The 17050-nt window shown below is 51.8% G+C and carries 14 protein-coding genes; 11 read left to right on the top strand and 3 right to left on the bottom strand.

Translation table 11 applies throughout. The annotated features are described in order from the left end of the window. Positions 1-8: 8 nt before the first annotated feature. Positions 9-806 (bottom strand): mechanosensitive ion channel family protein, encoded by a 798-nt coding sequence (locus tag BUB94_RS10020; RefSeq protein WP_139260196.1) that lies wholly within the window; start codon positions 804-806, stop codon positions 9-11. A gap of 241 nt (positions 807-1047) precedes the next feature. Between BUB94_RS10020 and BUB94_RS10015 the strand changes: the two genes are divergently transcribed. The 6 genes from BUB94_RS10015 (at position 1048) to BUB94_RS09990 (ending at position 9097) form a co-directional block, all read left to right on the top strand. Continuing rightward, positions 1048-2349: an OmpP1/FadL family transporter gene (locus BUB94_RS10015; protein ID WP_139260195.1), complete on the top strand. Its 1302-nt coding sequence runs from the start codon at positions 1048-1050 to the stop codon at positions 2347-2349. 80 nt (positions 2350-2429) lie between these two features. Beyond that, complete coding sequence (gene metG, locus BUB94_RS10010) at positions 2430-4523, top strand: methionine--tRNA ligase (protein ID WP_073236657.1); 2094 nt, start codon at positions 2430-2432, stop codon at positions 4521-4523. A gap of 158 nt (positions 4524-4681) precedes the next feature. After that, positions 4682-5755, top strand: a complete 1074-nt coding sequence (locus tag BUB94_RS10005) for a GGDEF domain-containing protein (protein WP_073236654.1) — start codon at positions 4682-4684, stop codon at positions 5753-5755. Next, entirely contained in the window at positions 5755-6780 is a 1026-nt protein-coding gene (locus tag BUB94_RS10000) for a GGDEF domain-containing protein (RefSeq protein ID WP_073236651.1), read from the top strand. The genes BUB94_RS10005 and BUB94_RS10000 overlap by 1 nt, the downstream gene beginning before the upstream one ends. Before the next feature lie 121 nt (positions 6781-6901). After that, the gene (locus BUB94_RS09995) at positions 6902-8596 is read left to right on the top strand and encodes an HD domain-containing phosphohydrolase (protein WP_073236648.1); all 1695 of its coding nucleotides are present in this window, start codon (positions 6902-6904) and stop codon (positions 8594-8596) included. Between the two features lie 15 nt (positions 8597-8611). After that, complete coding sequence (locus BUB94_RS09990; protein WP_073160479.1) at positions 8612-9097, top strand: NUDIX hydrolase; 486 nt, start codon at positions 8612-8614, stop codon at positions 9095-9097. Between the two features lie 114 nt (positions 9098-9211). Here BUB94_RS09990 and BUB94_RS09985 read toward each other — a convergent pair whose 3' ends face one another. Both BUB94_RS09985 and BUB94_RS09980 read right to left on the bottom strand, forming a co-directional pair. Further along, positions 9212-9718, bottom strand: a complete 507-nt coding sequence (locus BUB94_RS09985; protein WP_073160477.1) for an LptE family protein — start codon at positions 9716-9718, stop codon at positions 9212-9214. Between the two features lie 25 nt (positions 9719-9743). Then, on the bottom strand, positions 9744-11201 hold the full coding sequence (locus BUB94_RS09980; protein WP_083538221.1) for a carbohydrate binding domain-containing protein: 1458 nt from the start codon (positions 11199-11201) through the stop codon (positions 9744-9746). A 143-nt stretch (positions 11202-11344) separates the two neighbouring features. Here BUB94_RS09980 and BUB94_RS09975 point away from each other — a divergent pair, with 143 nt between their 5' ends. The 5 genes from BUB94_RS09975 to BUB94_RS09955 all read left to right on the top strand — a co-directional run bounded on the left by BUB94_RS09975 (position 11345) and on the right by BUB94_RS09955 (position 16905). Next, a complete protein-coding gene (locus tag BUB94_RS09975; protein ID WP_175549718.1) occupies positions 11345-12313 on the top strand; it encodes a GDSL-type esterase/lipase family protein in 969 nt (322 codons plus the stop codon). A gap of 45 nt (positions 12314-12358) precedes the next feature. Beyond that, entirely contained in the window at positions 12359-13645 is a 1287-nt protein-coding gene (gene serS, locus BUB94_RS09970) for a serine--tRNA ligase (RefSeq protein ID WP_073160471.1), read from the top strand. A 197-nt stretch (positions 13646-13842) separates the two neighbouring features. Continuing rightward, entirely contained in the window at positions 13843-15117 is a 1275-nt protein-coding gene (locus BUB94_RS17045; protein ID WP_073236639.1) for a hypothetical protein, read from the top strand. A 12-nt stretch (positions 15118-15129) separates the two neighbouring features. Then, the gene (locus BUB94_RS09960) at positions 15130-15558 is read left to right on the top strand and encodes a hypothetical protein (protein WP_073236635.1); all 429 of its coding nucleotides are present in this window, start codon (positions 15130-15132) and stop codon (positions 15556-15558) included. Positions 15559-15660: 102 nt separating this feature from the next. Next, positions 15661-16905 carry a nucleoside recognition domain-containing protein gene (locus tag BUB94_RS09955; protein WP_073160463.1) on the top strand — a complete coding sequence of 415 codons (1245 nt, stop codon included), beginning with the start codon at positions 15661-15663 and terminating at the stop codon, positions 16903-16905. Positions 16906-17050: the final 145 nt, after the last annotated feature.

The following is a 17050-nucleotide window of genomic DNA, read 5'->3' as shown; positions in this document are numbered from 1 at the left end:
AGTAAAAGTCAATCCTGTTTCAGGTAAACCACTTGCTGGGGGAAGGGAATTTCAATCTTGCCTTCGTCCAGCAATTTCTTTATCTTCTCGAGATATTCCCGTTTAAGGCTCGGGAAATCACTGGCACGAACCCACACGCGTACCGAAACGTTCACGCTGCTGTCGGCCAAATTCTCAACGAAGATCGCGGAGGCAGGATCCTTCAGGAAACGATCTTCTGCGGCGACCATCTTGCGGAAAATATCAAACACCTCGTCCAAGGAAGCGCCGTAGGCGACCCCAACGGACAAATCCAGTCGGCGAACCTTATTGCGGCTGAAATTCACAATGGGAGCGCCCCACAGGGAACTGTTCGGGGCAGAGACATACAGGCCATCCGTCGTCTTGAGGGTCGTATTAAACAACCCGATACCACCGATTTTACCCTTGACGTTTCCGCATTCGATGTAATCCCCAGCCTTGAAAGGGTTAAGGAACAAAAGCAAAATACCCGAAGCCACATTTGACAGGGTATCCTTAAGGGCAAGGCCAATGGCAAGGCTTGCGGCACCGATCATGGCCAAAATTCCATTGGTATTCACGCCAAAAATATTCAGCCCTACAAGAAGGCCTATTACATACAGGGAATACCTGAACAAGTCCGTTATCAGGGGCACCGCCGCCGGGTCCAGCCCACGCTTGGTCATACGACCGATCACCTTATTGAAAGACCAAACCAGAATGATAATGGCCACAATCACCAAGAACAGCGTAACCAGCTGCCCCATCAAAGTATTTTCAGAAATAATATCTCTAATCTTATCCACGAAAGGACAAGTTAGAAAAACAATTAGAGCGAAAAATTTAGCAACTAGATTTTCAAGATACTGATGGGAAATGAACCAAAGCCGGTTAAAAGAACTTTTGGGGCACTTTGTATCGAATTTACACCCTGACGCCAGTTTCTTACTTTTTTCACGGAAACTGTGTTTTGTTTCTTACGTAATATTTATATAAGCATTCTATATTATTAATATCAGCTGTTTCTTCTATCTTTGGCGAGAGTTTTTGACCATCAAAAACGACTTTTCAACCATAGGAAACATCCTTATGAACCGCACCTCCAAGCTATTTGCGGCAGTCCTCGTGGCCATTCCTTGCGCCATTACCCCCAGTTTTGCAGGCGGCCTCACCCATAACACCAACCAGACCGCCCATTTCGTACGTGGTATCGCCCGCGATGCCTCCACCGATGTGGACGCCGTCTACACCAACCCGGCAGGAACCACCGAATTCCAGAAGACCTGGAACATCTCCTTGAACAGCCAGACCGTCTGGCAGAAGCGAATCATCAACACCACCTTCGCCACCGGCGCCGAAAAGGAATATGTAGGCGAAGCCTTCGTGCCCAGCATGCCCAGTTTCCTGGCCGCATGGCACCACAACAACGTGACCGTTTCTGGCGCATTCACCATCGCCGGTGGTGGCGGCACCGTCACTTACGATGACGGACTCCCCATGTTTGACGCATTCACCCTCAGTAATCCCCTTACCAAGGGCATGCTGCTAAGCGACATCGGCGGCAGCGCCGAACTTGAAGGTTCCAGCTACATCTTCGGATGGACCCTGGGTTCCGCCTACCGTTTTAACGACTACATTTCAGGTTACGTAGGCGCCCGCTTCAACTACGCCACCAACAACTACAAGGTCAAGGCAGACCTTTCCAAACTCGGCATGGGCGAAGCCGAAATGGACGTGGACCAGACCGGCTACGGCGTCACCCCGATCCTCAGCATGGACGTACGCTACAAGCGCCTGACTGTCGCCGCCAAGTTCGAATACCGCACCCGCATGGAACTTGAAAACGACACCAAGAAGATGCCCAAGCAGCTGGCCGCCTCCTTCCCCAACTATGCAGACGGCGTAAAGACCGATGCCGACATGCCTAGCTACCTTTCCCTGGGCGCCCAGTTCGAATTCGTGCAGGGCGTTCGCGGCGCACTTGGCTACCACAGGTTCTTTGATGCCGCCGCCAACTACGCAAACGGTGGTGACAAGTACCTGGAAAGCACCAACGAAATGCTGGTGGGCTTCGAATGGGATATCATCTCCCGCTTGACTCTTAGCGCAGGCGCCCAGTTCTCACGCATTGGAGTCAGCGACAAGTACCTGACCGAAATGAACATGAACGTCGATGCCAACAGCTACGGCGGCGGTATCGCCTTCAAGGCCACCGACTGGATGAAGATCAACCTGGGCTACTTCCACAGTTTCTACTACGAATGGAAGGGCGACAAGGAAGCCTACGGCAAGAACAACTACGATCGTGAAAACCAGATGGTGGGTATTGGCGTAGACTTGACTTTCTAATGGGTTAAGCAACTATAAAAAGCTAATTTTATAGTAGGACCGAGGCCACGCCCCCGGTCTTTTTTTAAATTTGGGCGCATATGAAGAACTTTTACGTTACTACCCCGATTTACTATGTGAATGATGCCCCCCATATCGGGCACTCCTACACCACCGTCCTTGCAGACATTCTTACTCGTTTCCACAAGATTCTTGGCTACCAGACCTTCTTCCTGACCGGTACCGATGAACACGGCCAGAAGGTGCAGCGTGCTGCCGCCAAGCGCGAAGTGGACCCCCAGGCCCATGTGGATGAATACTACCATCACTTCGAAGATCTCTGGAAGAAGATGGGCATCTGCAACGACTTCTTTATCCGTACCACCTACCCCGAACATAAGGCTTACGTTCAGGAATGCCTCCAGAAGCTCTGGGACAAGGGCGAAATCTATTCCAAGGAATACGAAGGTTGGTACTCTGTCGGTGAAGAACGTTTCTTCGGCGAAGACGAACTGGACGAAAACAAGTGCGACCCCATTAGCCACCGCCCGGTGGAATGGTTGAAGGAAAAGAACTACTTCTTCAAGATGAGCAAGTACCAGCAGCAGCTCATCGACCACTTGAACCAGAATCCGGACTGGATCGTTCCCGACTACCGTCGTAACGAAATCCTGGGCTTCCTCCGTCAGCCGCTGAACGACCTTTGCATCAGCCGCCCGAAGGCTCGCCTTAGCTGGGGCATTCCTCTGCCTTTCGATGGCGACTACGTGACCTACGTGTGGTTCGACGCTCTCCTGAACTATGTGAGCGCCTCCACCGCCTTCCACAAGACTTTTGCCGATGGCACTCCCATTTGGCCCGCTACCTACCACCTGATCGGTAAGGACATCCTCACCACTCATAGCGTGTACTGGCCCACTATGCTCATGGCTCTGGACATTCCTCTGCCCAAGCATATTCTGGCTCACGGCTGGTGGCTGGTGAACGGCGGCGAAAAGATGAGTAAGTCTGCCGGTAACGTGGTGAAGCCCATGGACTACATGGAAAAGTACGGCGACGACGCCTTCCGCTACTACCTGGCCCGCGAAATGGTGGTGGGTCAGGACGCCAACTTCACCCACGATTCCTTTGTCCGTCGCATTAACGCCGACTTGGCAAACGACCTGGGTAACGTTCTGAACCGCGTCCACAAGCTGGTGCTCACCAACTTCGAAGGCAAGCTCCCCGCAGCCGTGGTCATGGATGACGCCGCCAACGACGTAATGAACTTGGCCAAGAAGGTCATCGAAGACATTAAGCAGGACCTGCCCCAGGCACGTCTTTCCCAGTCTATCGAAAATATCATGAGTCTGGTCCGTAGCATCAACCGCTACTTTGAAATCAAGGCTCCCTGGAAGCTGGCCAAGGACCCGGCCCTCAAGGATGAACTGGCTACCGTTCTCTATGTGGCAGCCGAAGCCGTGCGCCTCAGCCTCTGCATGCTGTGGCCGGTGATCCCCACCAAGGCTGAAGAAGGCCTCAAGATGCTGGGCACCAAGTTCGAAAGCGCTGAAGACCTGGTCTGGGGCCTGATGAAGGGTGGCGAAGCTTTCGGTGAAGGCAAGCCCCTGTTCCCCCGCATCGAAGAAGAAGTGAAGCCCCAGCAGCAGCAACAGCAGCAGAAGCCCAAGCAGAACAAGCCCCTGACCGCAGCCGACGTTCCTGCCGCCATGGACCTCCGCGCCGCAAAGATCGTTGAAGTGGCCGACCATCCGGATGCAACATCCCTCTACGTGCTGAAGGTGGACGCAGGCGAAGGCGAACTCCGCACCGTTTGCTCCGGCCTCAAGGCTAGCTACGAAGCATCCGAACTTAAGGATCGTATGATTCTCTTGTTCGCAAACCTGAAGCCGGCCCCCCTCCGCGGAATCATGAGCGCAGGCATGCTCTTCGCAGGCGACCTGGAAGCAGAATCCCACAAATGCCGCCTGGTAGCCGTACCCGAAGGCGCAAAGCCCGGTGACCGCGCACTGTTCAAGGGTGTTCAGCCCAGCGAACCTCGCGAACTGAAGCTGAAGGATTTCGACAAGATCGCTCTCTCCGTCAAGAACGGCGAAGTGTTCTGCACCGCAGGCGAAGGTGCTGCTCCCATCGCACTGGAAATCGATGGCAAGGCTGTCACCTGCGACGTCCCCGAAGGCAACGGCGTGCATTAACAAAAACGCAGAAAACCATTCGCGTTTGATAAACATCACATATTAACAGTTAGACTGTTAAAAAGACCCGTCTTTGGCGGGTCTTTTTTTTATGCAGGCCCCCAAAAATCTCCATTTTCCGTCATTTTTATTTACTTTTCTTTACAAGAAGAAAGGAGATGCATATCGTGTCCGACACCAACCAGAAAGGGTTGCAAGAAAACCAGACAATCGCCAACCGAATGAACGTCCTCATGATCGCCCTGACGCTAATCATGATGGTCATTTACTACGCCATCGGCGCCCATATCCTGGTCACCTTTTCCATCTTCATCGCCCTGGGATACGCCTTCAACTTCTTGCTGATCCGGAATCGCAGGATGGTGGAATCCACCTGGAGCACCTACGCCCTACTCACCTTGTACATGGTCGTTTGCACCATATGCCTGGGCTACGATTACGGGTTCCAGCTGTACACCATGTCCACCATTCCCCTGATTTTCCAGCTGAAGTACATTTCCAAGAAATTCAACCAGCGGGACCCCAAGGCCGCCGGATTTTCCATCATCATCCTCCTTTCTAGCCTAATTTCTTCGCTGTACACAGTGAAGGTGGGGCCCATCTACCATATCGGCGGCCTACCGCCCCTGATTTTTTTGGGGATGAACATCTGCATTGTGTGCTACTTCCTGATTTTCTTTTCTAGCAACACCATCAACCAGATTATCGATTTTGAGATAATGCTGGGAAGGCAAGCTAACTTTGACGCCCTGACCGGGCTTGCCAACCGTTACAGGATGCAGAACTACCTGAAGGAAATCTTTGAATCCCAGGAACAGTCCGACGGACAGGCTAGCAAATCCACCGACAGTTCCGAGAACATCTGGGTGGCCATGCTGGACATCGACTTCTTCAAGAAAATCAACGACAAGTACGGCCACGCCACCGGCGACCGGGTTCTTGAAAAGTTGGCGGAAACATTGCGCAAGGTTTGCCAGGACTGCGAAGTCAGCCGCTGGGGCGGCGAGGAATTCTTGATTTGCGGCAAGGGAGATCCGCAGACCCTTCTAGAAAATCTGGTAAAAAAAGTCGAGAGCGTTTCTGTACAGAGCCCTCACGGTAACATCCATTTTACCATCTCGGTCGGCGTTACCCATAAGACACCCAACGACACCTTGGATACCTGGGTTACCAGGGCCGACAAGCTTTTGTACAAGGCCAAGGAAAACGGCAAGAACCAGGTGGTCGTCTAATGCTTTCCAATCTAAACGATCTTAAGAAGGCAGCCTTTGTCGTGAACACCGTGCTTACGGTGCTGGTCATCGTGATGATGGCCTTTTACTACTTCATGGGCGCCACGTTCCTCGCCTACTATTCCATCCCGGTAGCCTGCTTCTACTTTTTCCATTATTACTGGATCCACAAAAAACAGTTTACCAAGGTCACATGGACCACCTACACCATGCTTACCTTGTACATGTTCATTTGTACCATATGTCTCGGCTATGATTACGGATTCCAGCTGTACGCCATGTCCACCATCCCCCTGATTTACCACATCCGGTACATGGCCAAGAAGTTTAAGCAGCCCGATCCGAAGCCCAATCTCTTTTCGGTTTTCATCGTCATTTCCTGCATGGTTTCCTCCCTCTATTCCGTTTATGCAGGGCCAATCTACCAGATCGGCGGGGCAGTCAAGCTGGCGTTTCTGTGCATGAATCTGGGAGCGGTGTGTTTCTTTTTGGTCAGCTTCTCACAGGTAACGTCTAAACTGATTATCAAGACCGAAGAAAAGCTGATCAAGCAGGCTGATTTTGACGCCCTGACCGGGCTTGCCAACAGATACTACATGATGTCAAGACTGGATCCGATTTTAGCCGATAAGAATGCGGCATCCAATCAGTGGCTGGCCATGATCGATGTAGACAACTTCAAGAAAATCAACGACACCTACGGTCACGACGTTGGCGACCAGGTTCTGATGATTCTCGCCAACCAGATGAAAAAGATTTGCAAGGATTGCGTTATCAGCCGCTGGGGTGGCGAGGAATTTTTGGTCAGCGGCAATAATTCCAAGGTATCTCCACGAATCATGCAGACCTTGCTTGAAGAAATCAGGAAGCGAGAAGTCCATTCCGACACGGAAAATTTTCACTTTTCCATTTCTGTGGGTGTTTCGATGCACATAGCCAACGAGTCATTGGGACCGTGGATTAGAAGGACTGACCGGTTGCTCTATCAAGCCAAGAAAAACGGCAAGAACCAAGTGGTTTGCTAGTCAATCGTTTGTGCGGCCAAGTGTTGTAAACTTCTCAACACATAATATTAGCAACATATTTCTGTAAGCAGGCGGACTTTCGTTTTTGAATTTTTACATTTGATTTCAGGAAGTTTTGTGTATGATTATTGGGTATTTAATAACAATGTGCGTTCTGGCAGCCATCAACAACGTGCTGCATTTCCGTAACTACGGAAGAAACACGCATCTTTATTCGCTGTTATTCTTCGCTCTATTCATCTGCTGCGCGGGACATTTGCTCCTGGCTTTGTCTCAGACGGCCGACGGCGCCATTATGGCCGTCAAGATGAGCTATGCAGGTTCTGCATTCCTCCCCTTCTTCTTGTTCTGCGCCATCTTGCAGGTGTGCCATGTCCGTTTCCAGCAGGCTTATCAGCTGGTACTGTTCCTGCTCAGCTTTGCCATCTTCGGCATGGTCTGCACCATCGGCTACAGCGACCTCTATTATAAGGATTTTGCCTATGCAGTCGCCAGCGGTGTGGGTAACTATGTAGTACAGAACTACGGCTGGGGTCATGACCTGTTCAACGTCATGCTCCTTGTCTACCTGGTCGCAAACGTAAGCATTATCGTCCACACCTTCTTCAAGAAGAAGAACGTCTCTTACAAGAGCCTGTTCGCCCTGGCCCTGATCGAAACTTCCACTATCGCTTCTTTCCTGTTGGCCCGCTTCATGGAAAACGATATGCTGATCATGCCGGCGGTCTATGTATTCGACCAGTTCCTGTTACTGTATATCTGCGAACGTGTCAAACACTATGACATCAGCGAAAGCGTACTCCGTTCCCTGGAAGCAGGTAACGCCAACGGCTACGCTTCCATTTCTACCAGCGAAAAATTCCTGGGCGGAAACGAGATCGCCTACAACCATTTCCCCGAATTGCTGGAATGCCGTGTAGACCATACCTTGCCTAACAAACCCGGTGTCGTGCAGTTCTTTAAGGAATGGGCAAACGAAATTCGCCAGGGTAACGTCATCCACGAAAAGGAATTCGAGACCGGCGACCGGCACTTCAAGTGCACCGTCAAGAAGTCCGGCAATTCCGACAGGGATTACGCAACTTTATTCAAAATCGAAGAAGATACGGAATACCACCGCTACGTGCAGATGCTGGGTAGCGACAACAACCGTCTGCAGCAGTTGGCCAAGAGCAACGCCTCCCAGATTCACGCCATCCAGGAACAGATGATCGTGAACATGGCCAGCATGGTCGAAAGCCGCGACTCCAATACCGGCGGCCATATCAAGCGTACCAGCAAGGTTGTGGCCATCCTGACCGAAGAGATGCAGCGAGACCCCAGTTTCAACTTGCCCAAGAAATTCTATGAGGCTCTGATCGTTGCCGCCCCTATGCATGACATCGGTAAGATCGCCATCGACGACATGATCTTGCGCAAGCCGGGCAAGTTCACCGACGAAGAATACAACATCATGAAGTCTCATGCCGCCAAGGGCGCCGTCATCGTAGAGAACCTGCTTTCTTCTATCGAAGACCCGTACCTGGTGCAGATTGCCCGTAACGTGGCCCACTACCACCATGAACGTTTCGACGGAAGTGGCTACCCCCATGGACTGGCCGGGGAACTGATTCCCTTCGAAGCCCGCATCATGGCCGTGGCCGACGTTTACGACGCCCTGGTCAGTCGCCGTTGCTACAAGGAACGCATGTCTTTCTCCAATGCAAACGAGATTATCATGGGCTCCATGGGTACGCATTTTGACCCCCGCCTCAAGCAAAGCTTCGTGAACTGCCGCGAAAAGCTGGAAGCTTATTACCGCCAGGTGACCCACTAAGCTAAATTTGGGTCCATGATAAACACCACTCTCTGCTATATCGAACAGGACGACAAGTACCTGCTGCTCCACCGCGTCAAGAAGAAGAACGACATCAATAAGGACAAGTGGATCGGCATCGGCGGGAAGTTCGAGGAGTGGGAATCCCCCGAAGACTGCATCAAGCGCGAAGCCCTGGAAGAAACCGGGCTTACCCTGGTGCGCCCCAAGTATCGCGGTATCGTAACCTTCATTAGCGATGGCATGGACCAGACGGAATTCATGCACCTTTTTACCGCCACCCAATGGACTGGCGAAATCAAGGAATGCGACGAAGGTAATCTGGAATGGGTTCCCAAGGCCGACGTGGCGAAACTCCCCCACTGGGACGGCGACCTGATATTCCTGGCCCTTCTAGAAAGAGGTGAACCCTTCTTCAGCTTAAAGCTGACCTACAAAGGCAGCACCCTGACCGAAGCCCTCCTAAACGAAGCCCCCGTAAAAGTCGAAGACTTTATTTAAAAAATCGTCGCGGAGCGACTACCACTTTGCCAGGGCAGCCCTCATTTAAAAAATCGTCGCGGAGCGACTACCACTTTGCCAGGGCAGCCCTCATTTAAAATCGTCGCGGAGCGACTACCACTTTGCCAGGGCGTTGGTGATGATCAGGTCTTGGAGTTTTTCGATGGCTCTTGTCTGACCGTGGCGGTCTTCGGTTTCGTTGGCCTGAACGTCGTAGGTTCCTTCGGCAGACAGAGACTTGTTTTCGTAGATGATTCGTTCCTTGACGTTGTCGTAGAACTTGACCCCGACGCGGATCGTTACGCGGTAAGATTCCACATCGCTGTTGCTGTTATAGTCCATGGGCTTGTTGGTATAAGACAGCAGGGTCACCTCGAAGTCGGCATTGGCCTCGGACTTGATAACGCGAACGCCACCGGCATTCTTCTTGAACATATCTACGACAGCGGTATAGATGTCGTTTGCCAGCACCGGATCCAGAGTCTTATCGTCAACTTCATGGATGTTCACCGTCTTGATATGACTGGGAAGCGTACTCGCAGTAAAGCTATAACACCCCGACAGAACCGTCAGGGTGCATAGCCACAAAAAAGCTAGAGCGACTTTCAGGCAATACTTCATCGCTCTTAAATTTAGTTAAAACAACCTACTTTACAGAGAATATCCTGTTTAGAGCGCCGTTTTTCACAATGTACAAGCCCTTGTTAAGGTTCATGGAATTCAGTCGAGTCTGAATTTCACCGGGGCGAGAATTGAGCTTACATACAAAAGCCCCTTTCAAGTTGTACACGCGGAACGAGGTTTCGCTAGACAGCATAAGACGGTTCTTGGCCAAGCCCACCTCGTCAGAAGTAACTTCGGTCAGCTTGACATTATCGATGAACACAGATCCTGTGGCAAGACCAGCATTAATGGAAATACGGCCATTTTCATCGGTAGGTTCGTTCATGGTGAACATGATTTCATAAGTCTTGGATGTTGTGCCAAGGTCGAAGGTGGCGGCTTCGCCCAGGTAGCTGGTCCACGGGTCCGTATCCTTTTCCAGGTTCACTTCGAGAGTCCTTGCGACGGAAGCATAGGCATCAAAGGTCAGCTTGTAGCTCTTGCCCTTTTCGTAATGCATGCCGTTCTGAATCACCTGTACGTCGTAGGCGTTGGTACCCACCTTGGTCACATTGATTTCGCCCTTGCCTTCGTTAAACTTGAAAGTACCGGCACCGCTATGAACGGTCAGAGACCAACCAGCCAACTTCAGGGAATCAGAGAAAGTACCGTTGAAAACGGTATCCCTATTGGTGGGAACCACGATCGGTTCAGCCACGCCATCCAGGGAGTATTGCTTCACGAAATTCCAGATGTCGGAAACATCGGCCTTGGACGGGCTATGACCACGGCCCTGAAGTTTCAGGTGCTTGATATAGACGCCATCATCGCAGGGGCCCCAGCTGTAAAGGGTTGCCCGGTTTTCGCTATTGGGATAGTTTTCCGTGACTTCGGCCTGAGCCGGGCAGTTAAACTGGTCACGATAATTCTTCAGGAAACTTTCCAGCGAGCTATACTGCAACACATCGTCATTGGTTCCGTGAGGGTGGAAAATGGGAACCGGGCGCATGGCCTTGGACGCACCATACACATTGGGGCCGGAACAGGGAGCGAAAGCGGCGATCTTGTCGGCAATCTTGCTCATGGCGTGGTAAGTAAACATACCTCCCATAGAGAAACCGGAAAGGTAGACGCGCTTGGTATCGATATCGTAATCCTTGACCATCTGGTTAATAATTTCGGTCACCCACTTGGTATCCTTATCGCCCTGGATATCCCAGGTAGACATTCCCGTACCGCCTCTAGGGTACACCACCACGAAACCAGCCGTATCGGCCACAGTTTCCCAGTGGGTCATATCCTGCTGGTAATTGGGATCCTGGTCCATGCCGTGCAGCGAAAGAAGCAGCGGGCTCTTCGGCGCCAGATTCGACGGGGCGTACACATGGATGTCGCGCCCGGAAACAGACACCTTCTTATAGTCATTCAGGGATTTTCCGCCTCCACCCCACTGGGCGAAAGAAACGGTTGCGGCAATCATTAGCAGGGGAAGAATTCTCATTTTTTGCACTCCTTTTAAATTCCCATTCCAATTTGGAATATATATGTGGGCATTCAAATTATTACTGCTACCTATAAAAAAATGATGTAAACCTCAACAACACCGCAGCCATTTTTTATTTTCTGTTTCGTATGAGGATTTCTATGGATTTAAGACAACTTACCACCATCGCCGCCATCTCGATTTTCACGGCATCAGGAGCCTTCGCCACAAAGGTGGCCTGCGTCGGCAACAGCATCACATTCGGATACGGCTTAAACTGGGACGAAAAAACATATCCGCAAAACCTGCAGATTATGCTAGGCGATGACTTCGAAGTGGGAAACTTCGGGCATTCCGGTATGATGTTCCATAAAAAATCTAACGAATCCTACTGGACGTCCCCCAAATTCAAGGAAGCCTACGAATTCCAGCCCGACATCGTGGTCATTGAACTGGGAACCAACGACAGCAAGTATTTCCACGACGGTGCAGGAAGTTCCACGGGGTACAACTACTACGCCTACGATTCCAAGGGCTATTCCCGGGAAGACCTCCTGGACGAAATGAAGAAGGACTACGAGGCCCTTATCGACACCTTCGCCCACCAGCCCCAGGCCCCCACCATTTACGCCACCCTGCAGCCCTACGCCAACAACTGGGACTGGTTCATTACAGACACCGTTATCGTGAACGTCATCAACCCCCTGATCAAGGAAGTGGCCACCAACAAGGGCGTACAACTCATCGCCCTCCACGAATCCTTCAATAAGCCGGAATGGCTGCTGGATGACAACGTCCACCCCAATGCCAATGGGGCATACGAACTGGCAGCCATTATTGCGAAATCAATCAGACCGGCCAGCGGCAACGAAACACCCGCCAACAGTTCCAATTCGGCAGACATTTCCAGCAGTTCCTCTGCAAATAACGTATCGGACAACGAAGAAACAGGAATTTTGCACGAGACCACGGCCTTAAAAACCTACACCGGAGACGTCTCTATTTTTGATTTAAATGGGAATTACATCAAAAAGGTATACGCAAACGGTTCTTTAGACATAAAGATTGGCCATAAAGGAACGTTTATTGTGAAAGCGGGACGGAATACGCAGAAAATTATCCTAAAATAATTGCTATTATTACATCCGAAAATTTTTATCTAACCGAGGCATAAAATGCTTGACATTAAGAAGATCCGCGAAAATCCGGAATATTATATTGCTGAAACCGAAAAGAAGTATACTACCGTGAGCCTGCGCGATGTTCTCGCCATCGACGAAGAACGCCGCCCCCTCCTCACCGAAGTGGAACGCCTCAAGAGCGAACGCAACGCTCAGTCCAAGCTCATCGGCGAACTGAAGAAGAAGGGCGAAAACGCAGACGCCGCACAGGCCGCCACCCGCGAACTGGGCAACAAGATCGACGAAATGGACAAGAAGCTGAAGGATCTGGAATACAAGCAGACCGAAATGCTCATGCACGTCCCCAACATCGCTCCCCGCTCCATCGAAGGTAAGGACTCCAGCGACAATAAGGTTGAAAAGGACGGCCCGATTCCTTTCGACTACTACACCAAGAACGATGACTTCGCCCGCGTCGACCACAAGACCCTCGGCGAACGCCTTGGCATTTTCGACTTTGAACGTGGCGCAAAGATTTCCGGTTCCGGCTTCCCGGTCTACCGCGGTCTCGGCTCTCGCCTGGAACGCGCCCTCATCCAGTTCTTCCTGGACGAACACCAGAAGGCTGGCTTCGAAGAATTCACTCCTCCGTACCTGGTAACCCGTAACACCATGCGTGGTACCGGTCAGCTCCCCAAGTTCGAAGAAGACATGTACCGCTGCGACAAGGATGACGACCTGTTCCTCATTCCGACCGCAGAAGTTCCTCTGACCAACCTGTACTCCGGCGAAGTGATTCCCGAATCTGAACTCCCCAAGCGTATTTGCGCCTACTCCGCTTGCTTCCGTCGTGAAGCAGGTTCCTACGGTAAGGACACCCGCGGCCTCCTGCGCCTCCACCAGTTCAACAAGGTTGAAATGGTGTACTTCGCTCATCCGGAACACTCCTACGAAGATCACGAAGAACTGACCCGCTTCGGCGAAATGCTTTTGGAAAAGCTGGGCCTCCCCTACCACCGTCTGGCTCTCTGCAAGGGCGACCTGGGTTTCGGCGCTGCAAAGTGCTACGACCTTGAAGTCTACGCCCCTGTAGAAAAGAAGTGGCTTGAAGTTTCTTCCTGCTCCAACTTCGAAGACTACCAGGCCCGCCGCGCAAACATCAAGACCAAGATCAACGGCAAGAACACCTTCATCCACACCTTGAACGGTTCTGGCCTTGCTACTCCTCGCGTGATGGTTGGCATTTGCGACAACTACCAGCAGAAGGACGGCTCCCTGTTGATTCCTGAAGTGCTGCGTCCGTACATGGGCGGCATGGAAAAGATCGAGCCTAAGAAGTAATCACTTCGTTAGACCAATTTACAAAGGCGAAATTCCCTAGGGAGTTCCGCTTTTGTTTTGTAAAAAAAACACAAATAAAATCGTTTTTTGTTGATAAATGCTACAAAAAAGCCCGTAATGTTTTTTTTCTTCTCCGTAACCTCGAAAAAAAGCAAATTATATGCTAAATTGTAGCTCAAACTAATTAAGGAGTATATATGAATTTCAAACTCGTTTCCGTTGCTGCAGCTCTTGCAGTTTCCGCAGCCGTCGCTCAGGACTATGACGACGAATATGAAGAAGCAGCCCCCGCCGCTGCCGAAGAACAGGCTGAAGCCGCTCCGGCACCTGCTCCGGCACCCGCTGCTCCCGCTGTAGAAGATTCCTGGGACAAGACTGCAGAAGCAGCTCCCGCACAGGCAGCCGCAGCTCCTGCAACCGGTTTCAACGTTCTGCATGCCAATGCCTATAACGCTGTAGGCAACGAAGCTGCTGCAGCTACCATCAATGGCGATATGTCTATGCCTCACAAGATGGCAGGCCGTACCCTCTTGTACGTTCAGCCGTCTGCAAGAGAAGGCGTTGTCTCTCTCGCTAGCGGTGGCATGACCTACTTGATGCAGTACACCAACAACGGCGGCCCCGCAATGCTCACCGCCGGTATCGCAACTGGTGGCCTCGGTGTTACCGTTGATTTGGCTCTGAGCAAGACCTTCACCTCCCACGAAGTTTCCACTCAGGCAGGCACCGCTGAATCTGACGCCTCTACCACCGGCGCAGGCGACAACATCGGCGTGAACTTCTCTATGAACCTGGGCGCATTGGAATTCGGCGCACACGCATTCTGGGAAACCTTCCAGGATGAAACCGACACCGAAAACGATCAGACTGAAGTCGACCGCGACTATTGGGATATCGGAATTTCTGCCGTCGTTTCTAACGCACCTTCCGCCAAGAGCCTCGCCTGGTCTGCAGGTCTTTCTCTCATCCGCCATGCAAGCACCGAAGAAACCTCTACCGGAAACCAGTCTACCGAAGTCACCAACCCGGAATCCAAATTCACAATCACCCCCAACTTCAACCTTGCATTCCCCGTTGCAAGCGTAGCTAACGCTCAGCTGTTCCTCGGTACCAACACCTACCTCCCCATCGTGATGTACGATGAAATCAAGGATGATGACTCCAAGAACAACCGTTCTGAATTCGGTCTCTACACTACCCCCAACATGCTGGCAGAAATCGCCCTGAACGACAACTGGATGTTCTTCGGTGGCGCAAGCTTCACTTGGGTCATCTTCGACCGTCTCGGCGAAGAAAACAAGGCTAACCTCCATACCGAAGACAATTCCACCATTCGTCTTGCAACTTCCACTGCATACGCAAACGCTGGTGCTCGTTTCTCCTTCAAGAACTTCGTCCTCGAAGCTTCTGTTAGCCAGACCAGTTCCCTGGATAACTTCGCAGGAAACCTGGGTGCCTTCATCCACTTCTAATTTGAGGTTGTCATGAAAGTTCTCGTAACAATCGCTGTCGCCACCGCCATGGCCGCCTTCGTTGGCTGCTCCGGTGATGGTGATGTGTCCAAGGCCTCCGGCAACTTCCAGGAAACCATTCCTAGCAGTCCTACCGAAGACGTCCCTGCAGCAGGTGACGAAGATTTTGACGGCGGAAGCAACGCAAATTTCGTCAACTGCAGTGCAAACGGTGAAGACTTCTCCATTTGCGTCGAAGCCTCTGAAGAAATCTACAACCAGTACGGTGCCTTCTGCGAAGCATTCGAAGGAAGCAAGGGTTCTGGTAAGTGCACCAGCAAGGGCAGCAAGTCCTGCCAAATCAAAGGTGCCACTGTATACGTAGGTGGTGAAGCTGCCGAATACTCCTGCGCAGAACTCGAATTGATTGTAAACGCAGCAATTTCTGGCCTATACGATTAGAAATAAGTATTTTACTTTAAATCGAATCGTTTAAACGTCAAAAATGGGACTGGTGAAAACCGGTTCCATTTTTTTTGTGCAATCTTTTCTAAAATTAGGCCCATGGTTTTAAATGTTATCTGGCTTGTATTCTTTTTTGGTGCATTCGTCGCCTGTATCGTTCAATGGTTGGCCTTCGGCGACACCGGAATTTTCAACAAAGCCATTTTGGGCGCATTCGACATGTCCAAGACAGCCTTCGAAATAGCCATCGGCCTCACCGGCATTCTCAGCCTCTGGCTTGGCATTCTGAAGATTGGTGAAAAGGCTGGTGCCGTGCAGATTCTCGCCAAGATCGTGCAGCCGCTGTTCAGCCGACTGTTCCCCCAGATTCCCAAGGGCCACCCTGTGGTGGGCACCATGCTCATGAACATCAGCGCCAACATGCTGGGCCTTGACAATGCGGCCACCCCCATGGGCCTTAAGGCCATGAAGGAACTGCAGGAAATCAACCCCAACGAAGACAAGTCCGTGGCAAGCGACTCCCAGATCATGTTCCTGGTGCTGAACGCCAGCGGGTTGACCTTGATCCCTGTCAGCATCATGACGTACCGCGCCCAGATGGGAGCGGCCAACCCCAGTGACGTATTCCTCCCCCTGCTGCTCTCTACATTCTTCAGTACCATCGCGGGCATTGTGGCCTTGAGCTTTTTCCAGAAGGTGAAGCTGAAGGACCCTGTAACGGTGGCATGGCTCGGCGGTCTTTCGGCCTGCGTTATCGCCATCATGGTCTACTTCAGCCACCTGACAGCAGAAGCCATTGGCGCCAGCAGCCTGTTCATTAGCGGTTTCGTACTGTTCGGCGTTATCGTGGCCTTTTTGGGTCTGGCCTGCTACAAGAAAGTGCAGGCTTACGAAGCCTTCGTAGAAGGCGCCAAGGACGGCTTCCACACCGCCGTCATGATCATTCCCAACCTGGTAGCTATCCTTGTAGGCGTTGCGGTGTTCCGTGCCAGCGGCGCCATGGACCTCTTGATGAACGGCATCGCCGCCCTGCTGAACATGATCGGTGTCGGCAGCGATGTGGTTCCGGCCCTGCCCACCGCCATCATGAAACCCCTTAGCGGAAGCGGTGCCCGCGGCATGATGATCGACGCCATGAAGACCTTGGGCCCCGACAGTTTCGCCGGCCGCCTAAGCTGCATGTTCCAGGGAGCCGCCGACACCACCTTCTACATCATCGCAGTCTACTTCGGTTCCGTAGGCGTCAAGAAGACCCGCCACGCCGTGACCTGCGCCCTGATTGCCGATGCCGTGGGCGTTATGGCAGCCATCGCCATCGCCTACATCTTCTTCCCGCCGATGTAGCGGTTCCGTAGGCAGTTCACGTCAGCGTTATAGACGCTCCTATTGCTCCATAAACTTTAAAAGGGTTCCGCAGTTGCGGAGCCCTTTGTTTAAAAGTATGCTTTTCTATTCTGACTCTCACCCCAAAAAAGGCGAAGCCTATTTC

The sequence above is a fragment of the Fibrobacter sp. UWH9 genome (genome assembly GCF_900129715.1).
Lineage (GTDB): Bacteria > Fibrobacterota > Fibrobacteria > Fibrobacterales > Fibrobacteraceae > Fibrobacter.
Note: the sequence above shows the minus strand (reverse complement) of the source record. Positions and strands in the feature narration are given on the sequence as shown.